General features: G+C 43.0%; 15 protein-coding genes. 7 read left to right on the top strand and 8 right to left on the bottom strand.

Annotated elements, in window-relative coordinates:
- Positions 1 to 63: 63 nt before the first annotated feature.
- Positions 64 to 1413: a DNA polymerase III subunit epsilon gene (gene dnaQ / locus CDG61_RS05565; RefSeq protein ID WP_087550694.1), complete on the bottom strand. Its 1350-nt coding sequence runs from the start codon at positions 1411 to 1413 to the stop codon at positions 64 to 66.
- 209 nt (positions 1414 to 1622) lie between these two features.
- Here dnaQ and CDG61_RS05570 point away from each other — a divergent pair, with 209 nt between their 5' ends.
- From CDG61_RS05570 to CDG61_RS05595, 6 genes are all read left to right on the top strand, one after another.
- Positions 1623 to 4868, top strand: a complete 3246-nt coding sequence (locus CDG61_RS05570; protein ID WP_087550695.1) for a lytic transglycosylase — start codon at positions 1623 to 1625, stop codon at positions 4866 to 4868.
- Between the two features lie 34 nt (positions 4869 to 4902).
- A complete protein-coding gene (locus CDG61_RS05575) occupies positions 4903 to 6741 on the top strand; it encodes an extracellular solute-binding protein (RefSeq protein WP_087550696.1) in 1839 nt (612 codons plus the stop codon).
- A gap of 21 nt (positions 6742 to 6762) precedes the next feature.
- Positions 6763 to 7827 (top strand): microcin C ABC transporter permease YejB, encoded by a 1065-nt coding sequence (locus CDG61_RS05580; RefSeq protein ID WP_087550697.1) that lies wholly within the window; start codon positions 6763 to 6765, stop codon positions 7825 to 7827.
- Positions 7827 to 8840: an ABC transporter permease gene (locus tag CDG61_RS05585; RefSeq protein WP_087513209.1), complete on the top strand. Its 1014-nt coding sequence runs from the start codon at positions 7827 to 7829 to the stop codon at positions 8838 to 8840. The genes CDG61_RS05580 and CDG61_RS05585 overlap by 1 nt, the downstream gene beginning before the upstream one ends.
- Positions 8815 to 10401 carry an ABC transporter ATP-binding protein gene (locus CDG61_RS05590; RefSeq protein WP_087550698.1) on the top strand — a complete coding sequence of 529 codons (1587 nt, stop codon included), beginning with the start codon at positions 8815 to 8817 and terminating at the stop codon, positions 10399 to 10401. The genes CDG61_RS05585 and CDG61_RS05590 overlap by 26 nt, the downstream gene beginning before the upstream one ends.
- A gap of 99 nt (positions 10402 to 10500) precedes the next feature.
- Positions 10501 to 11745, top strand: a complete 1245-nt coding sequence (locus tag CDG61_RS05595) for an NADH:flavin oxidoreductase/NADH oxidase family protein (protein ID WP_087550699.1) — start codon at positions 10501 to 10503, stop codon at positions 11743 to 11745.
- Positions 11746 to 12283: 538 nt separating this feature from the next.
- On the opposite strand, the gene CDG61_RS05600 is transcribed toward CDG61_RS05595, so the two are convergent.
- Positions 12284 to 12838: a hypothetical protein gene (locus CDG61_RS05600; protein WP_087550700.1), complete on the bottom strand. Its 555-nt coding sequence runs from the start codon at positions 12836 to 12838 to the stop codon at positions 12284 to 12286.
- A gap of 290 nt (positions 12839 to 13128) precedes the next feature.
- Between CDG61_RS05600 and CDG61_RS05605 the strand changes: the two genes are divergently transcribed.
- Positions 13129 to 13878, top strand: a complete 750-nt coding sequence (locus tag CDG61_RS05605; RefSeq protein WP_087550701.1) for a hypothetical protein — start codon at positions 13129 to 13131, stop codon at positions 13876 to 13878.
- 258 nt (positions 13879 to 14136) lie between these two features.
- Here the strand turns inward: CDG61_RS05605 and CDG61_RS05610 are convergent, their stop codons facing one another.
- The 6 genes from CDG61_RS05610 to ahcY form a co-directional block, all read right to left on the bottom strand.
- The gene (locus CDG61_RS05610; RefSeq protein WP_087550702.1) at positions 14137 to 15378 is read right to left on the bottom strand and encodes a multifunctional CCA addition/repair protein; all 1242 of its coding nucleotides are present in this window, start codon (positions 15376 to 15378) and stop codon (positions 14137 to 14139) included.
- A 92-nt stretch (positions 15379 to 15470) separates the two neighbouring features.
- Complete coding sequence (locus tag CDG61_RS05615) at positions 15471 to 17750, bottom strand: NADP-dependent malic enzyme (RefSeq protein ID WP_087550703.1); 2280 nt, start codon at positions 17748 to 17750, stop codon at positions 15471 to 15473.
- 148 nt (positions 17751 to 17898) lie between these two features.
- A complete protein-coding gene (locus CDG61_RS05620; protein WP_087550704.1) occupies positions 17899 to 20766 on the bottom strand; it encodes an EAL domain-containing protein in 2868 nt (955 codons plus the stop codon).
- Between the two features lie 169 nt (positions 20767 to 20935).
- Complete coding sequence (locus tag CDG61_RS05625; protein ID WP_087550705.1) at positions 20936 to 21652, bottom strand: 16S rRNA (uracil(1498)-N(3))-methyltransferase; 717 nt, start codon at positions 21650 to 21652, stop codon at positions 20936 to 20938.
- A gap of 37 nt (positions 21653 to 21689) precedes the next feature.
- Positions 21690 to 22526, bottom strand: a complete 837-nt coding sequence (metF, locus tag CDG61_RS05630; RefSeq protein WP_068975269.1) for a methylenetetrahydrofolate reductase [NAD(P)H] — start codon at positions 22524 to 22526, stop codon at positions 21690 to 21692.
- Positions 22527 to 22737: 211 nt separating this feature from the next.
- Positions 22738 to 24120, bottom strand: coding sequence for an adenosylhomocysteinase (ahcY, locus tag CDG61_RS05635; RefSeq protein ID WP_087550706.1), 1383 nt, complete (start codon positions 24118 to 24120; stop codon positions 22738 to 22740).
- Between the last annotated feature and the right edge of the window lie 374 nt (positions 24121 to 24494).

The following is a 24494-nucleotide window of genomic DNA, read 5'->3' on the forward strand; positions in this document are numbered from 1 at the left end:
TGCATTCAACTATAACTTAACTGTCGGATGTTTAAATACAAAAAAACACAAAAAGTGCAGATTTTATTTGGCAAAAAAGCAAGGTTCTCCATGCTTTTCTTCATATTGTTTGACCCAGTTCTCATGTGCTTCCAGTTCATCTGCAGATGGCAGGATTACGGGTAATTCAATTTCCACCTGTCTGCGGTGACCTGATCCATTATTTTCTTCGGAGGAAGATGCATCAATATCCAGCAGAACCTGTCCACCGGTCATTGCCAGATAGACATCGGAGAGAATTTCGGCATCCAGTAATGCGCCGTGGAAAGTACGGTCGCGCTGAGGAATCTCATAACGACGGACTAAGGCATCAAGTGAATTTTTCTGTCCTGGATGCTTGGATTTTGCCATTGCCAATGTATCGGTCACTTCACAGACTTCTGATAAAGCCTGTAAACCTGCACGTCTGAACTCCATATCCAGGAAGTTCATATCGAAGGTGGCGTTATGGGCAATAATTTCTGCACCTTTCAGGTAGTCAAACAGAACATCTGAAATTTCAGCATATTTCGGCTTATCTTTCAGAAAATCATCTGTAATACCGTGAATGGCTTCAGAGTCACCGACCGGTTTTTCAGGATTGATATAAATATGAATAGAGCTACCGGTCAGTTTCCGGTTAATCATTTCAATGGCACCCACCTCAATGATCCGGTCAGTGTCCTGAAAATAAAAACCTGTTGTCTCTGTATCCAGAATCAGCTGTCGTGGACCGCTTAGATCGGTTTTGGCAGGTGTAATGACAATGTGAGGGTGTGCCGCAACTGATGGGTTTGTTTCAGATGTTTCTTCAGCATCAGCAGACAGGACTTCACTGATTTCATCCTGTTCTTTCATATCTTCAGGTATTTCTGATTCAGCAGCGTCATCTGTATCGGTCAGATCAAGTCCGAAGGGGTCGTCCAGTAACCAGTCGGGTTCAGATTTTTTTTTTGAGTCAGTCTGCAGCTGTGCCTGGGTTTTATCAGCACCCAGATTGGCAAGCTGGTCAGCCATTTCATTGCCTGCATGACCTGCATGACCTTTGATCCAGTTCCACTCAATCTGACGACCCTGGCAGAGGGCATCAAGCTCTTTCCACAAATCAGGGTTTTTAACATCTTTCCAGTTTTTCTTTTTCCAGCCATGAATCCATTCGGTAATGCCTTTCTGCACATAACTGGAGTCCGTCCACATGATCAGGCTGGCATCGGCTGGGCAGAAACGGATACCTTCAATGGCAGCGGTCAGCTCCATACGGTTATTGGTTGTTTCAGGCTCGCCACCACACAGTTTGTGTTCTTCTGTTTCCGTAATGATGTAAGCTCCCCAGCCGCCTAAGCCAGGATTGCCACGACATGCGCCGTCAACATAAAGTGTGATGGTCTGAGACATATTTTATTTTCCAGAGGATCTGCTGAAACAAAAAAGAGTGCTGTATTGTATAACGCAATTGCACTCAGGAAGTGTATCGAGTGCTTATTTTTTAATTTCTTGTAACATTTATACTGAAATAGGGCTGAATTATTGCCTTGTGTCTCCGACATGCTTCACTACAATGGCATATCTAAAAAATAAATTTATACGAGTTGTCTGGATTTCTTATGTATAAACCAACCACGCTCCTGTGGCAGCCTTCAGTCTCTGCACTTTTTAAAATTACTGTATTAGGGTCTGCAATTGCTGCTCTGGGGCTCACGACGGGATGTACATCCTCACCTGGCGCATCTAAAACTTCCAAATCAAAAATGGCTGGCTCAGGCATGATGGACGCCAGTGGTCTGGATGGACTGGAAGATCTGCTGTCTGCAACCGATATGCGTGCAGTGGAAGGAGACCGCCTTCAGATTCTGAAACATGGTGATGTCTGGAAACGGATGACGGTTGGTTTTAAAATGGATCTGAATCACTGGGATCCGCGAATTGAAGCGCAACGTGGCTGGTTTGCTTCACGTCAGCCTTATATTGAACGTTTGAGTGCGCGTGCATCACGTTATCTTTATCATACTGTAAAAGAAGCTGAACGCCGTGGTATGCCGACTGAACTGGCGTTGTTACCGGTGATTGAAAGCTCTTATGACCCTGCGGCTACAAGTAGTGCAGCCGCGGCAGGTCTCTGGCAGTTTATTCCAAGTACAGGCCGTATTTATGGTCTGCGTCAGACAGGTTCCTACGATGGACGTCGTGATGTGGTTGAATCCACCCGCGCAGCTTATGAGTTCCTGGGCAGTCTGTACAACCAGTTTGGTTCATGGGAGCTTGCTTTAGCTGCCTATAATGCAGGGCCTGGTCGGATTCAGCAGGCAATCAACCGTAACCGTGCGGCAGGACTGCCTACCGATTACTGGTCACTGAAGCTGCCTCAGGAAACTATGAACTATGTGCCACGTTTCCTTGCAGTGGCTCAGATTATTAAAAATCCGAATGCTTATGGCGTAAGTTTACCGCCGATTGCCAACCGTCCTCACTTCAGGGAAATTTCTGTTGGAGCTGTCAGTCTGAATGATATTTCGGCTGTAACAGGTTTGAGCCGTGCAGAACTGTACGCACTGAACCCTGGACACCGTGGTGAACAGATTGATGCTGCAAGTCCAATGCGTATTCTGATACCTGCTGATTTAAGTCCAGCCACTGATGCAAAACTGAAAGGTCTGAAGTCGTCATCGTCAGGCAGTCTGTGGGCAAGTACCACTGTAAATCCATCTGTATCCACGCCACCTGCAATGGGTGGCGCAGTGATTTTACCATCTAAAACAACACCGCCTGTCATTGCAGCAACCAATACTAAACCCGCTGTTGCAGTTACTGCTAAAACGGAGCCTGCCAAAGCGTTCACAGCGTCTTCACGTCCTGTGCAGACACCGCAGGGTTCAGCTGCACTGGCTGCATTTGCTTCAGGTTCGGATGTGCCGAGCGCACCACGTATTCCTGTTGCTGTTACACAGGCAACAAATGTCCAGCCGGTTAAGGTTGAACCTCCAATTTCTGTGGCAGAGCGTGAGCAGATCCAGGCTGCTGTTCGTGCAGAAGGACAGACTAAATCCGTAGATGAAGTGTTGCGTCCTGTTGCTTCAAAAGCAGAACAGGAGCAGGTGGTGGCTGAGCTGAAACAGATTGCACCACAGGGCACTGAAATTGTTGATCCATTCGATGGAAAAATTAAACTGACCGCTATTCAGACCAGTCAGTCCGTGGCAGATCAGCAGGGTAAAGAGTTGACCAAAGGCTTCTCATATCCTAAAGGTGTAGCAGAAAATACTCAGTCAGACTCGGATGAGGCAAAACGTAATCAGGGTAAAAACTTTGTAAAAACAGATTCAGAAGTTGTGGTGGTTCCACCGAAAGGCAAGCGCAGTACCTATACTGTATTGCCAGGTGATACGCTGGCGGTGATTGCCATGAAAAATGGCGTGAACTGGCGTGATGTGGCGAAATGGAACCAGATTGATCCTTCTTCGACGCTGTATGTCGGTACCAGTATTTATCTGTACGATGCTAAACCTCAGGTCAGTGCAGAAGCATCGGCTAAAAAAACTGTTCCGGACAGTTATGTGGTTCAGGCAAATGACAGTCTGACCGGAGTAGCCAGTCAGTTTGGGCTGAGCGTTAAACAGCTTGCAGACTATAATAATCTTTCTGTAACCAGTGGGATTAATGTCGGGCAGAAGCTGACACTGAAAGAGCCTGTTGCTGACAGCCGGTCAGTGAAAGCTGACTCAGTGAAGCCTGCTGAAAAAGCTGCAAAAATCAAAACGAAAAGTTATGTGGTGAAGCGTGGCGAATATCTGAAACTGATTGCAGACCGTTATGCACTTTCAAATCAGGAACTTGCTGATCTGACCCCTGGTTTAAGTGCAGGCAGCAGCCTGATGGTGGGGCAAAAAATCAATGTTCCGTTGAATGAAGTGGAAGCGGAACCTAAAGCAGATGAAAAAGTTACATCCAGAGTGGATACAGCTAAATCTGAACCTGCTTATAAAACAGAGAGCTACAGAGTTCAGCGTGGAGACACCTTATACAGTATTGCCAGTCAGTCAAAAATTTCAGTTTCTGAGCTGACTGAACTGAATCGTCTTTCTGCTGCAAAAGGTTTACAGGCAGGTCAGGTGCTGAAAGTTCCGGCAGGCGCAACTGTACCGGATACTTATACGGTACAGTCTGGAGATACGCTGACTTCTTTGTCAGCTAAATACAATCTGAGTATGGATGATATTGCCGGTCTCAACAGCATAAACCGTAACGCAGGTCTGCGTGTGGGTCAGAAGCTGAAACTGACAGGTGATGTACCGGAACAGAATGCCAGAACTGAGAGTAAAGCCGATAAAAACGATGAAAAAGTCAGTTCAGAGATTCATACTGTGAAATCAGGTGAGACCCTGGGCAGTATTGCACGTAAATATCATCTGCAACTGAGCTATCTGGCGGATCTGAACGGTTTAACCCGTAATGCCCCTGTACGTGTGGGTCAGAAGCTGAAAACAGAAGGTGATGTACCATCCGCTGAAAACAAAGCTGAATCTGCACCTAAAAAAGCAACTGTATCTTCACGTGAGACGGATAAATATACAGTGAAGTCTGGTGAGTCTCTGAATGTGATTGCTGCCCGTGCAGGAATGAGCGTTGCGGCACTGGCAGAACTGAACGGATTAAGTCCGCGTGCCGGTTTACAGGTGGGTCAGTCCATCGTACTGCCTAAAACGGTGAAAGAATATAAGGTCAAACGTGGAGATACCTTGATTGGTCTGGCCGGTAAATATGGTCTCAATGCAGGTCAGCTTGCGGAAATGAATGATTTAAAAACAGATACGCAACTGCGTATAGGTGATGTCATTAAAGTTCCAAACCTGTAACTTTTATTCTGAGTCCGCAGGGAGTAGCGCATTCATGTCATTGTCCAGTGCAGCAAGACTGAGCTTGCTGTTGGGATTACCTTTGCTGTCAGTTACGGGGTGGGGGGCTTTACAGACCACACCGTATATTGCCATCCATGCCACTCCACAGTATTCAGGCAGGGCGCATATGCCTTATGCCAATCCTGCTGCACCGAAGGGTGGGTTACTCAGCCAGACAGGTGTCGGAACTTTTGATAACCTGAACAGTATGAATGGCAAAGGAACTTCGACAGAAGGGGTTAATTATCTGTTTGATACACTCATGAGCAGTTCGCTGGATGAGGCAGCAGTGATGTATCCATTGCTGGCGGAAAAAGTGACTTACGATCCTGAACGGACCAAGTTTGTTATTTTTCATCTGAATCCTGCTGCAAAATTCAGTGATGGAACAGCGCTGACCGCAGAAGACGTTAAATTTTCTTTTGACACCTATCAGACAAAGGCCAATCCTGGTTTGCAGATGTATCTGGCTGATCTGGAAAAAACCGAAGTATTGTCCCGACATCAGGTCAAAATGACATTTAAGTCAGACAACAATACCGAAATGCCTTTGATTCTGTCTCAGATGCCGATTTATTCGAAACGTGACTGGCAGACGAAAGATTTTACCAAAGTGACTCTGGTTCCGATTTTGGGTTCTGGTCCCTATCTGATTGACCGGATTGATGCAGGTCGCAGTATTACCTATAAGCGCAATCCTGCCTACTGGGGACGTCATCTGGCAGTCAATAAAGGCAAATATAATTTTGACCGGCTGAAATTTGTATATTACCGCAGTCTGGATATTGCTTTTGAGGGGTTTAAGTCAGGTCAGTACACGTTGCATGAAGAGTTTACTGCCCGAAAGTGGGTGACAGAATATAATTTCCCTGCTGTGAAAGAAGGTATGGTGGTGAAATATAAGTTTCAGCATCAGAATCCTGTGACCACACAGAGTTTTGTCTTCAATACCCGTCGTGCGCCAATGGATGATATTTATTTCAGACAGGCAGCGACACTTGCTTATGATTTTGAATGGCAGAATAAAGCTCTGTTTTATGGTCAGTACAAACGTTTGCAGAGTGTTTTCAGTAACAGTGAACTGGAAGCAAGAGGGAAGCCATCCGCAGGCGAGCTGAATATTCTGAAACCTTATCTGAACAGGCTGCATCCCTTACAGCGACAGGGAGTGCTCAGTCAGTGGCAGTATCCAGTGTCTGATGCCAGTGGTTTTAATCGGAACAGTCTGTTAAAAGCCCGTCAGATTTTGCTGAAAGCGGGTTATTCCTATCATCTGGGACAACTGCTGGATAAAAAGAAACGACCAGTAAAGCTTGAGTTTCTGATTCATCAGGATGGACTGACCCGAACGCTGATGCCTTTTATCCGCAACATGAAGCGTCTTGGTGTGCAGGTGTCTATACGTCAGGTTGATGTACCTCAGTATATCGAGCGTAAACGTAAAGCCGATTTTGATATGACCACCGATGCGATGCCGCAGTCGCTCAATCCAGGTAACGAACAGGCGCAGTTCTGGGGGAGTTTTGCCGCAGATCAGCCTGGTAACTACAATTATGCCGGAATTAAAAACTCGGTTATTGATGATGTGATTCAGATGGTGATCCGTGCGCCAGACCGTCAGCAGCTGGTGCAGAGAACACATGTACTGGACCGACTGTTACGTGCCGGATACTACCAGATTCTGACTTATGGCAAAGGTGAAAACTGGTATGCTTACTGGGATATGTACCGTATGCCAGCAATCAGACCCAAACTGAATGCAGGTATAGATTACTGGTGGGTTGATGAAGATCAGGCAAAGCGGGTTTCTGCGTACTTAAGAAAACAATAATCAGCAGAACAGGGGAAGTTGATGGGAAAATACATTCTAAAGCGGTTACTGCTGATTATTCCGACTCTTTTTTTTATTCTGCTGATCAATTTTATTGTGGTTCAGATTGCCCCTGGTGGACCAGTGGAGCAGGCGATACAGCAGGCAGAAGCATTTCAGGGAATGGGCGTGGGGACAGGTGCTGAGTCTGCACCTCAGGGACCTTACCAGGGTGCGATTGGGCTAAGTCCTGAAATGGTGGAAAAAATTAAAGCCCAGTATGGTTTTGACAAGCCTGCTCATGAGCGTTTTTGGGTCATGCTGAAAAGCTATCTCAGCCTGGATTTTGGAACCAGTTTTTTTAAAGATAAGCCGGTGACTCAGCTGTTGTGGGAAAAACTGCCTGTGTCATTGTCATTGGGGTTATGGAGTACCTTGCTGATTTATATGATTTCTATTCCATTGGGGATTCATAAGGCAAGAAAGCATGGCAGTTTCTCAGATAAATCCACATCCCTGTTGATTGCAGTGGGATATGCAGTTCCTTCTTTTGTATTTGCAGTATTGCTGATTGTTTTTTTTGCAGGCGGTTCATATTTTCAGTGGTTTCCTTTACAGGGACTGGTTTCAGAAAATTTTCATGAACTGAGCTGGTCGGGTAAAGTGGCTGATTACTTCTGGCATATGGCTTTGCCTTTATTTGCCATGGTCATTGGTGGTTTTGCAGGCTTGACCTATCTGACTAAATATTCATTTATGGAAGAACTGAGCCGCCAGTATGTCCTGGCTGCCCGTTCTAAAGGTCTGTCAGAATCCAGGGTGCTGTATGGGCATGTATTCAGAAATGCCATGCTGATTGTTATAGCAAGTTTACCTGAAGCACTGGTTGGAATTTTCTTTGTCGGCAATCTGTTCATTGAAGTGATTTTCAATCTGGATGGTTTGGCACTGCTGGGTTTTGAAGCGATTACTCAGCGTGATTATCCTGTTATTTTTGGAACTTTGTTTCTTTTTACACTGTTGGGTTTAATTTTACGACTGGTCAGTGATGTGCTGTATCAGGTCATTGACCCACGGATTAATTTTGAATCACAGGAGATGAAATAATGTCTCCTTTAATGCAGCGTCGTCTACAGCGTTTTAAACAGAACCGACTTGGATATCTGTGTTTTATCCTGTTCAGTATTATTTTTACCGTTTCGCTGGCAGCAGAGTTCATCGCCAATGATAAGCCTTTACTGGTGAGTTATAAAAACTCATGGTACGTACCTGTTCTGAAAACCTATCCTGAAACGGCTTTTGGTGGTGTGTTTGAAACTGAAGCCGATTATAAAGACCCCGTGGTACAACAGTTGATCAGTGACAATGGCTGGGCAGTCTGGCCTCTGATCCGCTTTTCCTATAATACACCGAATCTGGAACTGGCAGTGCCTGTACCCTCTGAGCCTACGTCACAGAACTGGCTGGGAACAGATGATCAGGGGCGTGATGTACTCGCCAGGATTATTTACGGTCTACGGGTGTCTTTACTGTTTGGATTTGCACTGACACTGGCATCTGCAACTGTGGGTGTGATCATTGGTGCTTTACAGGGTTACTACGGTGGATGGCTGGATCTGATTGGTCAGCGGATCATTGAAGTATGGGGTGGTTTACCTATGCTGTTTATGGTCATGGTATTGGTCAGTATGTTTACGCCCAGCGTTTACTGGCTGTTTCTGATTATGTTGCTGTTTGGCTGGCCTGCGCTGGTTGGATTGGTTCGAGCTGAATTTTTACGTGCCAGAAATCTGGATTATGTCCGCGCTGCAAAAGGACTGGGTGTCAGTAATCAGAAAATTATATTCAGGCATATTTTGCCCAATGCCATGAGTTCCAGTCTGTCTCAGTTACCATTCATGCTAACGGCAAATATTACGGCACTGACTGCTCTGGATTTTCTGGGTTATGGATTGCCTCCAGATGCTGCTTCACTCGGAGAACTGTTGCTTCAGGGTAAAGAGAACCTGACCGCGCCGTGGCTTGCATTATCAGGGTTTTTCACATTGGCAATTGTCCTGTCATTATTGATTTATATTGGGGAGGCGACACGTGATGCATTCGACCCACGACGTCAGTAATGAGATTTTACTGAAAGTTGAACATCTGAGCGTTCAGCATCTGCAACAATTTCTGGTGCATGATCTGAGTTTTCAGCTTAAGGCTGGTGAAACGGTTGCTGTGGTTGGAGAAAGCGGTTCAGGGAAATCTGTCAGCAGTCTGGCATTGCTGGGGTTGCTTCCAGAGGACTTACAGATAGAGGGATCAGCTGTTTTTGAGCAACAGGATTTACTTCAGCTGTCAGCCCGTGAACTGGAGAAAATTCGTGGACAGAAAATTGCCATGATTTTCCAGGAGCCGATGACTGCACTGAATCCTTTGCACCGAGTTGAAAAAATTGTCGGTGAAATGCTTTTGTTGCAGGGAATCAACAGACAGCTGGTCAGACAGAAAGTGATACAGCTGCTGGAGGATGTCGGCATAGTAAAGCCTGAAACAAAATTACGCTGTTATCCACATGAGCTGTCAGGCGGACAGCGTCAGCGTGTGATGATTGCTATGGCGCTGGCACAGGATCCGGAAATTCTCATCGCAGATGAACCTACGACTGCACTGGATGTAACCTTACAGGCACAGATTCTTGATCTGCTGAAAAGCCTGCAACAGAGCCGTAATATGGCAATGATTCTGATCAGTCATGATCTGAGACTCGTGAAGCGTTACGCAGGTCAGGTGATTGTCATGCGTCAGGGTGAAGTGGTTGAGCAGGGAAGTGTCCAGCAGGTATTTACATCACCAGAGCAGGCATATACCCAGAATCTGCTTGATCAGAACTTTGGTTCTGCACTGGCTCAGATCAATGCAGAGCCTTTATTGGAATTGCATCAGCTTGAGGTGAAGTATCCTTTAAAAAGTGGATGGTTGAATCGGGTTCAGGATTATTTCACAGCAGTAGAATCCCTTGATCTGTCTCTTTTACGTGGAGAATCCATTGGAATTGTGGGCGAAAGTGGTTCAGGTAAATCATCACTGGCACTGGCTGTTGCCAGACTGATCAAAAGCCAGGGAGAGATTATTCTGAAAGGACATTCACTGAACAGCTTGTCTGAAAAACAGTTAAGACCGCTCCGAGAAAATTTCCAGATCGTTTTTCAGGACCCGTTCAGCAGTCTGAACCCTCGAATGAACGTGGAGCAGATTATTGGTGAAGGTCTCGGGCTGAAAAATCTGACCACAGAAGAAATCAGACAGGCTGTGACTGTTGCTCTTGGTGAAGTTGAACTGCCTGTCAGTTTTCTGCATCGTTATCCGCATGAACTTTCGGGTGGGCAGAGACAGCGGATTGCTCTGGCAAGAGCACTGGTACTGCAACCTGATTTACTGATTCTGGATGAACCGACATCCGCACTGGACAGAACTACACAGGGTGCAATTGTTCAGTTGCTGCGAAAACTGCAGGAACAGCACAATATTGCTTATCTGTTTATCAGTCATGATTTTCAGGTGGTTCGGGCGCTGTGTCAGAAGGTACTGGTGCTTAGACATGCTCAGGTTATCGAGTTCCAGGAAACTGAAAAACTGTTCAGTTCACCTGAGACTGAATATGTCCAGAAGCTGATTGAGGCGAGTCAGTATACTTAAAGTCGCAAACTTGACATAATATATTGTCAAAAATAACTTGACGTACCGAATAAAATATTTAGAGTAAATACTCTATAGAAATAAAAACAGGAATACATCATGAGCCATCTTGCTGAAGCGATATCAGTGCGTAATGTCACATTCAAGAACCGAATCATAAAAGGTGCAATGAGTGAGGCACTGGCGAACTACGAAGGGCAACCCAACCATCTGCACTTCGGATTATATGAGGCATGGGCAAAAGGTGGACTGGGCTGCGCCATTACAGGCAATGTCATGGTGGATTTCCGTGCGAAAAATGAACCTGGTGTTGTTGTCGTAGAGACAGAGCGTGATTTGTCTGCACTGAAAAAATGGGCTGATATTGGCAAAAAATATGGCATGGTGCAGCTGATACAGTTGTCTCATCCAGGACGACAGTGTCCAAAAGGGCTGAATAAAGAAACTGTTTCGGCATCTGCTGTGCCATTCAGTCCATTACTGGCGACGACTTTTGGTACACCACGTGAACTCCGTGAAGAAGAAATTCTGGATATTATTCATCGTTTTGCTGAAGCTGCACGTATCTGTGAAAAAGCAGGTTTTGAAGGTGTTCAGCTTCATGGTGCGCATGGTTATCTGATCAGTCAGTTCCTGTCTCCTTTGACCAATAAGCGTCAGGATCAGTGGGGCGGTTCCATAGAAAACCGTATGCGTTTTCTGCTGGAGATTTATAAAGCAGTCCGTGCTGCAACATCAGAAAGCTTTATTGTTTCAGTCAAACTGAACTCAGCAGATTTCCAGCGCGGTGGTATTACAGAAGAAGAAGTGATTCAGGTCTTTAAAGCAATAGATGACGCAGGCATCGATCTGATTGAAGTTTCAGGTGGAACTTATGAAGCACCGGCAATGGCGGGTGCAAAAGCAGATAAACGTAAAGTCAGTACCATTGCACGTGAAGCATATTTCCTCGATTTTGCAGAGAAAGTCCGTAAGGAAGTTAAATGCCACATTATGGTAACAGGCGGTTTCCGTACAGTTTCAGGCATGAATGCTGCGCTGGACAGTGGTGCCTGTGAGTTTATCGGGATTGCCCGTCCGCTGGCAGTAGAAACTGATCTGACTGACCGTCTGATTGCAGGTCAGGATGTCCGTTATGCGGTTGAACAGATTAAAACAGGAATTCCAATGGTGGATAAGATGGCCATTATGGAAATTTTATGGTATGCCGCTCAGTTCAAAGCGATCGGTGAAGGTAAAAAGCCAAACCCTAAACTTTCGCCATTAAAAGTGTTCTTCCATTATGCAAAAAATAATGTCAAAGCGGTTATTCAGGGGCGTGTGAACTCCAGAAAATCTGCTTAATCTATTTTAAAGCTGTTCAGATCAAAAAAGCCCTCAGTTCTTGAGGGTTTTTTATATTTCATCTGAGAATCTATGAATAGATACGAATAAAATAAACAGTCTGCCATTTTGTTGTTTAACACTTGAGGGAAAATACCGATTGTATTTTTTTAATATACCTCGTTATTTCAATTACCTACTTTCTAATGAATCTCACTGGAAGCCGCTTTATGCAGGGGGGATGGAATCTGCAGAATCTGATAGTTCGTAAATTTTTAAATCCCTTTACGCTTAAGCATACAAAATTGCAGAAAATTTATCTTTAGCTTGATTTGTGGAAAATATGGATGGTTTCAGAAATGTGACTGTTGAGAAATCAGGGGGGATCGCTTTTTGAATAAAATTATTGGCAGGAAATATTAAAACTGCTTATAAAAAAACCGATAGGTTTTAGTATCTGTTTTTTGCTGTTTTTAGGTTGATCAGAAATTTATAATTGTATGAAAAAATGATTTATGAGAATAATTTTGCATAGTACCCATTATGTTAAATGGGGAAGTTAGATCCATCCTCCAGTAATAAAATCTCCTGAGTCATACCCAATAGAGTATCCAATCTTTCTCTCTAGATAGGTGTTTTTATAATGATTCAGTGATGCTTGTGCCAATTTAAGTGCATAAGCTAAGAACAAAGGATACTCTGCGTAATTATTCAGTTCAGTCTCATCTGCTAAATCTTCAATAGATCGTAGAATTTCAGAGCTAAAAGCTCCTTGCTCAGGATAGTATATTTTTGCTTCAGACATCCAATCAAGGTTATCTTCTTCAGCAATGTATTGATCTGATACTGCAAAATATAGATATCCATTATCAGAAAGACCGAACCAAAAGCCTTTCTCAATAAACGGGGAAGGCTCTTTTTCTAAAGAGTCAATTACATGAGATGCTAATTTTTTAACTTCTGTTGTGTAATCTAATTCCTTGAATAGATCCCAACTTTTTTGTGGCTGCATTTCATGGCAATGATTGATGATCGTTGTCATGAAATTATCAATATCTGGATCATTTTTATGAAGATCAATTTCTTTAGAGATTTTTACAAAGTCAAATGACATAAATAGCCTGTATTTCCTAAGATTTTAATAAGTAAGATACTTTTTAGACTTCCTAAAATTAACATAATACACCTGATATGAAAGGTATTGTATGAGTTAAATAATTTCAATAACTTTAAGTTAATGAAATGTCTGGCATGTTTCAGTATCTGTTTTTAGGTTGATCAGAAATTTATAATTGTATGAAAATAATTTCGTATAACAGCCATCATGTTAAGTAGAATAGAATTTGAACGATAAAAAATTAACAGTCATACATTATCATCAACAGATAATAGGGGATATTTTTTATGGGTGATAAATTGAAAGAAATACCAGTACTTACTGGGTGTTTTATTGCGGGTACTTTAGTACGTGTACAGAGGGATCTAAATTTACCACATAGAATTTGGAAAAAAATCGAAGATATACAGGTAGGTGATCTAGTTTTATCCAGACCAAAAGAGGGTATAGAAATACAGGAATATAAACCTGTAATTAATACTTTTAAACTCGAGAAGAAACCAATTTGGTTATTAAGTGTTTTAGAATTAGTCGATGATTTCAGAAACAATCCAACTTATCCAAAAAAGGTAATTGCAACACCTAACCATCCCTTCTGGGTGTGTGGTTGGGCATCTATCTCAGGTGAATTGGATAGTCTTGAGCTTTATGACAAAGGAAAATGGTGTCGATTGGATCAGTTAATGGAGGGTGATGTGATCCAATCTAATGACAAATATTATGTTATACATTTTACAACACCTTTGTATCAGACGGAACAACCACATATTGCATGGGCGATGGATCCAGAAAATAGAATGGAGGAGTGTGGTTGGAATTTTGATCTTGAGGAAATAAAACAAAGCGGTCAAATCATAGGAGATTTTTCTTATAATACATATTATCAAGAAAATATGCACGGAGAGCGGGAGTATCTACCATATCTTGCTGATGTTTATAATCTTGAGGTTCAGTATTACCATACTTACTATGTAGGTGGTGCATGTCTATGGGTTCATAATACCAATTGTGGGGCATTTACGAGCCCAAATGACTAAGTACCTAGTTGAGATGAATTAGTGGATCACTATGGTTGATATAATTTTAGATTTTCTAAAATTAACATAATACACTTTATGCGCAAAGTATTGTTTTAGTTAATTAATTTAAATAACTTGAAGTTTATAAAGTGCCTGACTTAGACAGATTAGGCTTTTTTATATGAAATTTCATTGTTCCACGTAAACCATCATTAAGTAGTTATAAATCATTGCCAATAATGAATGTAATCCTCCCATCACTGAGAGGATTTTTCTTTAAGCGATATGACTGTGATAACCCCGTTCTTGTTTTAAGTGCCCAATCGCTTCAATCCGTTTCTGAATCAGCATCTCTCCAATATCAGGACCTTTCACATCAGAAGGTAAGTCTGATGCTTTAATACTGCGGACTTTTTGCATGACATCCAGCAGATACTGAGCCTGAGGGTAAGCACGATCTTCCAGTCCCAGACGACCACGCGCATCACATTCACATGCCTGAACAAAAGCCTCTACACGCTCAGGACGACGCAGTACATCCAGACGTTGCAGTAAACGCCATACAGTACCTGCTTTCAATGTAAATGCCTGATGGCACTTTAAATGTTCCTTACATACAGCAAGAGCCAGCTGTTTTGTATTTGTAGGCACACGCAAACGGTCACAGACTTCAGTCACAGGGGCAATCCCGCGTTCTTCATGCATGATGTGACGGGGTAACTCATCGACAGGAGTTAAAGCTTTACCAAGGTCGTGTACGAGCACTGCAAAACGGACATCCAGTGAATAACCGGCTTTACATGCCTGCTGTAGGGACATCATGGTATGAATGCCGCAGTCTATTTCCGGATGATATTCTGGGCGTTGTGGTACACCGTACAGTGCATCAATTTCAGGAAATAAAATTTTTAAAGCACCACAACTGCGTAATACTTCAAAATACACATCGGCATGATTTTCCATCAGTGCCCGTGCTGTTTCTTTCCAGACCCGTTCCGCTGTCAGTGCCTGTAATTCGCCTGATTCTGCCAGCTGGCGCATCAGGGTAACGGTTTCTTCAGCAACGCTGAAACCATAAGCTGCATAGCGGGCAGCAAAACGTGCAACACGCAAGACACGCAGAGGATCTTCTGCAAAAGCATGAGAAACATGACGTAGGATTTTATTGTTCAGATCATCTTGACCATTATAAGGGTCATAGATATTGCCATCATCATCCATTGCTATGGCATTGATGGTCAGGTCACGTCGGATCAGGTCATCTTCAAGTGTGACAGAAGGGTCAGTATAGAACTCAAAACCATGATAACCATGCCCAGACTTACGTTCAGTACGGGCGAGAGCATATTCATCTTTGGTTTCAGGATGTAGAAAAACAGGAAAATCTTTCCCCACAGGCATATAGCCTTGTGTAATCAGCTGTTCTGGCGTAGCGCCGACAACGACATAATCTTTTTCGTGATAGGGGTGTCCGAGCAACTGATCTCTGACGGCACCACCTACTAAATAAACTCGCATGAAAAAACCTCTATTCTTATTGCCATCATGCAACAGAACAGAGGTTTTCTCAAGTGACAAGATGTGATCAAGTCTGCAAATTAAGCAAGTGCTTAAAGAGCATCTTTCTCCGTTTCCTGAATTTCAGCGACAGTCAGCGCAGTCATGTTGACTACACGACGGGTTGTTGCTGTAGGTGTCAGAATATGCACAGGTTTCGCTGCACCAAGTAAAATAGGACCAATGGTCACATTATTACCAGAAGTGGATTTTAAAAGGTTAAACGAAATATTTGCAGCATCCAGATTTGGCATGATCAGCAGGTTCGCAGAACCTTTGAAACGCGAGTTCGGGAATGCAAAGTGACGGATGTTTTCATCCAGCGCAGCATCTGCATGCATTTCACCTTCCACTTCAAGTTCAGGTGCAATCTCAGTCAGGATCTCAAACACTTTCCGCATTTTCTGTGCGCTTGGGTCAGTCTGGTCAGAACCAAAACTTGAGTGAGACAGTAAAGCAACACGAGGTGTCATACCGAAACGGCGAACTTCTTCAGCTGCTAAAATGGTCATTTCAGCAAGCTGTTCAGCAGTAGGATTAGTATTTACATACGTGTCGGCAATGAACAGGTTACGGTCTTCAAGCATCAGCGCGTTGAGCGTAAAGAAGTTATTACGGCCTTCTTTCAGTCCAATGATATTGCGCACGAAATCCAGATGGATGTCATAGCTTGAATAAGTACCACACAACATACCATCTGCTGAACCATGACGGACCAGCATTGCAGCAATCAGGGTTGAACGGCGGCGTGATTCACGCTGAGCGTATTCTGGAGTAACACCTTTGCGCTGCATGATGGTGTAGTAATCATCTGCAAAAGTTTCATAATCAGGGTTATTTTCCTGATCAACAATAGTGATGTTCACACCATTTTCCAGGCGTAAGCCCAGTTTTTTGATGTTCGCTTCAATGACTGCTGTACGACCAACCAGAATTGGCAGGGCTAAACCTTCATCCACTGCAATCTGTACTGCACGAAGTACACGAAGATCTTCACCTTCAGCATATGCAATACGTTTTGGATCTGATTTTGCCTGAGCAAAAATTGGTTTCATCATCAGTGCAGAGTTATAAACAAACTCAGACAGACGCTGACGGTACGCAGAGAAATCAGTGATAGGACGGCTTGCAACACCTGAATCCATTGCAGCCTGAGCAACAGCAGGAGCAATTTCAAGAATCAGACGCTGATCAAGTGGACGTGGAATTAAGTAGTCACGACCAAAAGATGCTGATTTTTCACCATAAGAAGCGGCATCTGCCTCCACGTGCGCCATACGAGCAATCGCATGTACGCAGGCAATCTTCATTTCTTCGTTAATGGTGGTTGCACCAACGTCCAGAGCACCACGGAAAATGTACGGGAAGCAAAGTGCGTTGTTTACCTGGTTAGGGTAGTCTGAACGACCAGTCGCCATAATCACATCAGGGCGAACTTCATGTGCATGTTCAGGTAAAATTTCTGGATCTGGGTTTGCCAATGCAAAGATGATAGGATCAGCTGCCATCACTTTAACCATTTCTTTGGTCAGAATACCTGCCGCAGAAAGACCCAGGAACATATCCGCCCCACCGATCACATCTGCAATCTGTGAGCCTTCAATATCCTGTACATAACGTTTTTTGGATTCGTCCAGACCTTCACGTTTTGTGGTTAATAAGCCACGTGAGTCAGCAACAACGATGTTTTCTTTTTTCGCACCGATTGCACACAGCAGATCGAGGCAGGAAAGGGCAGCAGCACCTGCACCTGAAGCGACAATTTTGATTTCATCAATTTTTTTGCCGTTCAGCTGTAAAGCATTGATCAGCGCTGAACCTACAATGATGGATGTACCATGCTGGTCATCGTGGAATACAGGAATATTCATGCGTTCACGAAGTTTCTGCTCAATGTAGAAACATTCTGGCGCTTTAATATCTTCCAGGTTGATACCACCAAAAGTAGGTTCTAATGCTGCAACGATATCAACAATTTTATCTGGATCATTTTCAGCAATCTCGATGTCAAATACATCAACGCCTGCAAACTTCTTGAACAGTACGCCTTTACCTTCCATAACCGGTTTTGATGCTAAAGGACCAATATTGCCCAGACCCAGCACGGCTGTACCGTTACTGACCACTGCGACGAGGTTTCCACGCGCAGTATACAATGCTGCTTTTGATGGGTCTTTTTCAATTTCTAAACAAGGTGCTGCGACCCCAGGAGAGTAGGCAAGAGCAAGGTCGTGCTGGTTGACCAGCTGCTTGCTTGGTGTGACGCTGATTTTCCCCGGTGTTGGAAATTCATGGTAGTAAAGGGCTTGCTGCTTTAATGATTGATCGTCCATCTGAATCTCGATTGTTACTTAAGTTACCAGCGACGCTGATAGTTTTTGCTAAATTTGATCGAATATACCATTAGTTGCCTGCTTATCACAGTCAGACATGACTCTTTTTCAAACAAACTTAGATTTCAGGTCAATAGACTTATAGCTGTTATGTATAAGTAGGGCTTTGCATATTCTGTTCAAGGTAAATGGTTGCATCCTGTTCGGGGAGTGGGCGGGAGAACAGATAGCCCTGAGCAATGTCACATTCCAGTGATTGCAGATAGTTCAGTTGCTGCTGTGTTTCAATGCCTTCTGCAACAACGGTCATGCCCATGGCTTTACCCATTGCCACCATAGCACTGACAATCGCTTCCTGTTTGGCTTGTCCGATTTTGGAAACAAAACTGCGGTCAATTTTCAGAATATCAATTGGAAAGTCTGCCAGGTAGGATAATGAAGAATAGCCTGTACCAAAATCATCCAGTGAAATATGAATTTTCCGTTGTTTGATACTCTGTAAAACATCTTTGACTGATTCAGAGTTTTCAACCAGGGATGACTCTGTAATTTCCAGTTCCAGGCTTTCACCTGAAATGTTGTAGGTGCTGATGGCAGCATCGAGGTCTTCAATAAGCTGACCACGCTGAAGCTGCTGAGCAACAATATTGACTGAGACGCAGATATTCTTAAAACCTTTTTTATTCCATTCCTGAATCTGTTTTGCAGTCTGCTGAATAACGATTCTGCCGATATCAGAAATCAGACTGGTCTGTTCGGCTAAAGGAATAAACATATTAGGTGGAATAATACCTTTGACCGGATGATTCCACCTGACCAGGGCTTCAAAACCATAAATCTGCTGATCACGGAAATTGATCTTTGGCTGATAATAGACAATCAGTTCATTGTTCTGAATGGCATGACGTAAATCCCGTTCCAGATAAATACCTTGTTCCAGTAATTTTGTATTTTCTTTGGAATAGTATTTGATGGTATTGCCACCCAGACGTTTTGCTTCTGACAGTGCCTGTTCAGCACAGTTATTCAGATAATCCAGCTGGCGACCATGTTCTGGATAGAACGAGACACCCATGGACAGTGTAATAATATGATCCTGTCCAGAAATGTTAAAAGGCATGGAAAATGCTTTTGCTATTCTTTCACAGTGCTGCTGAACCGATGTTCTGATATGTGAGATTTCATAGACAATTGCAAAATCATCGCCATTGAGATGCGCAAGGAACAGTGCTTCTGTATTGGTCAGACGTAATCTTTGTGCGACCTGACGGAGAAGTTCATCACCGCCATTATTGGTCAGGTATTCATTCAGTGGTCTGAAGCGGTCTATGTTCAACCGGATAATGGCAAATTGATTGATTGAATCTTCCTGACTGACCAGATACTGGTGCAGCTGGTAGTTATAATAAAAACGGTTGGGTAGATCAGTCAGTGGATCATAGTTTTCTAGGTAGGAAAGACGCTGTTCCTGAAGCTTGCGTTCGGTCAGATCTGTGACGATACCAATATAATGAATGATACGATCCTGCTCATCTTTAATCGCACTGATATGAAGTCTGATGGAAAGCTCTTTGCCTGAAAGGAACTTTTCATTAAACTCAGCATCATATTTATGTGTTTCAAGTAGTTGCTTTACAATTTCATTGTGTTTTGAGCGCTGCAGTGATTTGTAATTTGCAGTGATGTCAAACAGATGCTTACCCAGGATTTGCTCACGGTTAAAACCGCTGATTTTTTCATAAAATGGATTGGTGTCGATATAACACAGATCTTCATTGAGTATGAATATACCCTCGGCAGCCTGCTCAAGGACGCTTGCAGCAAGACGCAGGCGCTCCTGATCTGTACGTTCCTGATGAATATTACGTCGGATACCTACCATACGAAGCGGTTTTCCAGACTGTGGGTCACGTTCAATGACTCTCCCGGTATCATGCACCCAGTACCATTTTTCCTTGGTGTTCTGAAGACGGTATGTTGTTTCATAGCGTTCAGTTTTTCCACGAAGATGGTGCTTCATGGAAGTTTTCAGGTGTGTAATATCATCGGGATGGATTTTATTCTGGAGTAACAGCTGATGTGAGCGGGCATCAATTTTTCGGGTCTGTTGCTGTTCGTTGGTAATGGAAAAATGTCGTTCTTTGATGTTCCAGTCCCAGGGATTCAGCCCCGCAATTTCGTGAGCGAGGTTTAAATTGTCCTGCTGTTCCTGAAGATTTTTATGCATCAGTTCAATATCATAGATGCGCTCTCGGACTTTCTGTTCCAGTAACTGGTTATTCAGCTGTAGCTGTAACTCAATGTCTTTGGATTTATTCATTTCCGACTGAAGTTGCTGACACAGCTCATCAGACCAGCTTGCCTGTTGTTCTGCATTTTTTTTCAGTACATTGTTCCGATAGTACATGCCTGTCAGACGACTGTGCATATTCATGATGGCATTGGCACATAAGAGTAGTATGATCAGAATAAAGTTGGTTACCAGATGAAACAGCGGATCAGACTGGCTGGTCATAAATATCTGAGAAGCCACATAAGGTAAGACTGTGGGAACGGCAACCAGTAAAAAGAAGCTGAGGCGTTGCGTCAGATAAGTCAGGGCAAATGTCTGTGACACCAGAATCAGCAAACCAGAAAGAATTAAGGCGTGGAATTCACTGAAATCAGGGTTGATACTCGGCAGATAGTAGTACAGCAGGGCGATGCCGATGGCGATGAGGATACCTGTCATCAGACAGACAAATTTCAGCCAGTAGTTCCCTGTCTGAGGGTTGAACTGTCCTTTTTTGAAATACAGTGTGGTGATCATCAGCATGGAGCTGACCGAAACAGCAGTAATGACAAACCAGGAATTGAAATAAACCGAAGTCTGAGAAAAATAAAACTGATAGAGACAGAATGTATAAATACAGGCAATAAAAATACTGACCAGATACAAGCGGATAAACCGAATGGTATTGGTTATTTGAGCCGCACGAATATGCTGCTCCAATAGCTCATCTTTAATGTCTGACATGAATCCCCAAAAACCTTATTTTTTTTCTGTAGTAAAGAAAACAGCAATTCCAAATATTTTGCTAAGGTGCTAAATCAACAGGCAATCTGTTGATTTAATGTATAGAGATTAATCATGTCAATGATAAAAATCAATAAATTAAGACAGGTTTTTTTTAAATATAGATGAGTTACATGTTTAAGTTGTAATTAAGAATGGATAATGCGACGACTGGAGCAGTTTCAGTCCTTAAAACACGGTTCCCAATACACCAGTTCTTAAATCCGTGATCATTCGCCTGGCTGATTTCAGCTTCACTCAGACCGCCTTCTGGACCAATCAGCAGCACAATATCCTGGCTTGCATCTTTGAGCACATCCGTCTGTTCTTTTTCAGGTGCGAGAACCAGTTTTGTTGCAGGTAATTCTGTTTGTAACCATTGCTCTAAACTGAGTGGTGCAAGTATTTCAGGAACAATATTCATTCCGCATTGTTCACAGGCTGCAATTGCGATCCCTTGCCAGTGATCAATTTTCTTCTGATCACGGTCGTATTTTAAACGCATTTCACAACGTTCCGAAGTCAGCAGCTGAATTCTGGAAACACCGAGCTCGACAGCCTTTTGAATCGCATAATCCATACGGTCACCTTTACTCATCACTTGCCCAAGTAGAGCTGTGAAGTGTGGTGTACGGTTGTCAGAATTAAATGCATCAACATGTACTGAAGCGGATTTTTTCGCAACATCTGCCAGTGTCACAGCATATTCACCACCTTGTCCATTGAACAACGTGGCTTTTTCACCGGTTTGCGCACGTAAGACTTTTACCCAGTGATGGAAAACTGTTTCAGTCAGTTCAACCGTAGTATTTACAGCTAAATCAGTTTCAATATAAAAACGGGGCATTCAGTCTTACTCGCAAAATAGGTGATTCAATTTTGAATTATGCTAAACCAAGGTCAAGTACAAGCTGACGGTTTGGTTCAGTATGGTTCATGGTATAGAAATGCAGACTTGGCGCACCACCTGCAATCAGGCGTTCACATAGCTTCACCACAACTTCATGACCAAAGGCTTTGATACTTGCAGAATCATCACCATAAGTAGCCAGTTGCTTACGAATCCAGCGTGGAATTTCCGCACCAGTACCATCAGCAAAGCGAATCAGATTACTTGCATTGGTAATCGGCATGATCCCTGGCGCAACTGGAATATCAATGCCTTCTTTTTGAATGCGGTCTACAAAGTAGAAATACGCATCTGGATTGAAGAAGAATTGAGTCAGTGCTGCATTTGCACCTGCGCGGGCTTTGTCACAAAAACGTTGAATGTCTTTGTCAAAACTGTCCGCTTGTGGATGCATTTCAGGATATGCGGCAACTTCGATATGGAAATGATCACCTGAATGTTCACGAATGAAGCGAACCAGATCAGTGGCATAAGGCAGTTCACCTAAACCTACCTGACCTGAAGGTAAATCACCACGAAGTGCAACAATACGGTCAATGCCTTGTGATTTATACAAATCCAGCAATTCAGCAATACGTTGTTTGCTGTCACCAATACAGGAAAGGTGAGGGGCAACTGGTGTACCTTTGCCGTTGAAATCGTCCAGTGTAGACAAGGTGCGTTCACGGGTAGAACCGCCCGCACCATAGGTCACTGAGAAAAATTCAGGATTCAGTAACTGAAGTTCTTGATGTACAACTTTAAGCTTTTCCGCACCTGCATCGGTTTTTGTCGGGAAAAACTCAAAAGAAATCGGGACACGTTTGGTCATGGTTAAATCCTTTTTTATCAATATTTTTTCTTCATATTAAACCCTCTCCCTGACCTCTCCCAAAGGGAGAGGGGCTATTCATTACTGAAAAAAATTCAGTAGGCAAACCAAATTAATCTAAATGAAGAAATCAGAATTTCATCAAATATTAAATTAGGTGGTCACCCTCTCCTTTCAGGAGAGGGATGGGGAGAGGTGCTTTTATTGAAAATTAATATTTATAAGCCTCAGACTTAAACGGACCTTCAACAGTTACACCTAAGTAATCTGCTTGTACTTGAGTCAATTGAGTCAAGACACCACCGAAACCTACAACCATTGCCGCAGCAACTTCTTCATCCAGTTTCTTAGGAATAAGTTCTACACGGATTGCAGCTTGTTTTTGATCTTCAGGAAGATCAGCAAATTTCTCAGCGAATAAATGCATTTGACCTAAGACTTGGTTAGCAAATGAACCATCCATAATACGAGAAGGGTGACCAGTTGCATTACCAAGATTCACCAAACGACCTTCAGATAAAAGGATTAAGTAATCGTTTTCATTTTCTGTACGATAAACTTGGTGTACTTGTGGCTTCACTTCAACCCATTTATAACCACGTAAGTAGTTGGTATCGATTTCAGTGTCAAAGTGACCGATGTTACAAACCACTGCACCTGCTTTTAATGAATCAAGCATTGCAGAATCACATACGTGATAGTTACCCGTTGTTGTTACGATCAGGTCAGTGTTTTGAAGAAGGTCAAGATTGATGTCTTCTTTTTTGCCTGTTTGTACGCCATTTTTGTATGGAGAAACAACTTCATAACCGTCCATGCATGCTTGCATTGCACAGATTGGATCGATTTCAGTTACACGTACAATCATGCCTTCTTGACGAAGTGATTGCGCAGAACCTTTACCTACGTCACCATAACCGATCACAAGCGCACGACGACCAGATAAAAGCATATCTGTACCACGTTTGATGGCATCGTTTAATGAATGGCGGCAACCGTATTTGTTGTCATTTTTAGACTTAGTCACTGAGTCATTTACGTTGATTGCAGGAACTTTTAAAGTACCGTCACGGTGCATTTCATACAGACGTTGAACACCTGTAGTTGTTTCTTCAGTAATACCATGAATTTTAGCAATGACTTGAGGATATTTTTCATGAACAAGTGCAGTTAAGTCACCGCCATCATCCAGAATCATGTTGGCATCCCAAGGTGTGCCATTGACATTGATCTGTTGTTCCAGACACCAGTTGTATTCTTCTTCAGTTTCGCCTTTCCACGCAAATACAGGAATACCCGCAGCAGCGATTGCAGCAGCAGCATGGTCTTGTGTAGAGAAGATGTTACAAGATGTCCAGCGAACTTCTGCACCTAACTCAACCAGAGTTTCGATGAGAACCGCAGTTTGGATTGTCATGTGGATACAACCTAGAATCTTAGCACCGGCAAGTGGTTTCGCAGCAGAATAGCGTTTACGAAGACCCATCAAAGCTGGCATTTCTGCTTCAGCAAGTTTGATTTCTTTACGTCCGTAGTCAGCAAGTGAAATATCGGCAACTTTATAATCTGTAAATGAAGCATTAACCGCGTTCATCACGATCTCCTTAAAATAAATAATTGATCATTATGCTCGCGGATGCCGTTGTTGGTGATTCTGAACAGAATACCGATGGTCGAGCCTAGCGATCTTACATTTAGTGCCTGTAAGAAAGTCGCAGCATCCCTCGACTGGCGACTATTGTACCGATATTTTAATTTTGTTCCAATGTAGATTGTATAAAAACGTATCAACTAAGGTTTAAGGTATTTTAAATGCTTTAAACTTAGAACAAGGATTAAAAAAATGAATTAAATGAGTAGTGGAAAATAAAAATTGAGTAAATTCATACATAAATTAAAAGAAAATCTAAGTCTCATTTTCGGAATTCCACTTGTTGCTTTTGGGCTTTGGTTGAGCTTATTTGATAA

It is taken from the genome of Acinetobacter sp. WCHAc010052, from assembly GCF_002165295.2.
GTDB lineage: Bacteria > Pseudomonadota > Gammaproteobacteria > Pseudomonadales > Moraxellaceae > Acinetobacter > Acinetobacter chinensis.

What these genes read in the sequence shown, in the direction of transcription:
- dnaQ (WP_087550694.1), bottom strand. Translation starts at nt 1,413, where the DNA reads ATGTCTCAGACCATCACACTTTATGTTGACGGCGCATGTCGTGGCAAT.
- CDG61_RS05570 (WP_087550695.1), top strand. Translation starts at nt 1,623, where the DNA reads ATGTATAAACCAACCACGCTCCTGTGGCAGCCTTCAGTCTCTGCACTT.
- CDG61_RS05575 (WP_087550696.1), top strand. Translation starts at nt 4,903, where the DNA reads ATGTCATTGTCCAGTGCAGCAAGACTGAGCTTGCTGTTGGGATTACCT.
- CDG61_RS05580 (WP_087550697.1), top strand. Translation starts at nt 6,763, where the DNA reads ATGGGAAAATACATTCTAAAGCGGTTACTGCTGATTATTCCGACTCTT.
- CDG61_RS05585 (WP_087513209.1), top strand. Translation starts at nt 7,827, where the DNA reads ATGTCTCCTTTAATGCAGCGTCGTCTACAGCGTTTTAAACAGAACCGA.
- CDG61_RS05590 (WP_087550698.1), top strand. Translation starts at nt 8,815, where the DNA reads ATGCATTCGACCCACGACGTCAGTAATGAGATTTTACTGAAAGTTGAA.
- CDG61_RS05595 (WP_087550699.1), top strand. Translation starts at nt 10,501, where the DNA reads ATGAGCCATCTTGCTGAAGCGATATCAGTGCGTAATGTCACATTCAAG.
- CDG61_RS05600 (WP_087550700.1), bottom strand. Translation starts at nt 12,838, where the DNA reads ATGTCATTTGACTTTGTAAAAATCTCTAAAGAAATTGATCTTCATAAA.
- CDG61_RS05605 (WP_087550701.1), top strand. Translation starts at nt 13,129, where the DNA reads ATGGGTGATAAATTGAAAGAAATACCAGTACTTACTGGGTGTTTTATT.
- CDG61_RS05610 (WP_087550702.1), bottom strand. Translation starts at nt 15,378, where the DNA reads ATGCGAGTTTATTTAGTAGGTGGTGCCGTCAGAGATCAGTTGCTCGGA.
- CDG61_RS05615 (WP_087550703.1), bottom strand. Translation starts at nt 17,750, where the DNA reads ATGGACGATCAATCATTAAAGCAGCAAGCCCTTTACTACCATGAATTT.
- CDG61_RS05620 (WP_087550704.1), bottom strand. Translation starts at nt 20,766, where the DNA reads ATGTCAGACATTAAAGATGAGCTATTGGAGCAGCATATTCGTGCGGCT.
- CDG61_RS05625 (WP_087550705.1), bottom strand. Translation starts at nt 21,652, where the DNA reads ATGCCCCGTTTTTATATTGAAACTGATTTAGCTGTAAATACTACGGTT.
- metF (WP_068975269.1), bottom strand. Translation starts at nt 22,526, where the DNA reads ATGACCAAACGTGTCCCGATTTCTTTTGAGTTTTTCCCGACAAAAACC.
- ahcY (WP_087550706.1), bottom strand. Translation starts at nt 24,120, where the DNA reads ATGAACGCGGTTAATGCTTCATTTACAGATTATAAAGTTGCCGATATT.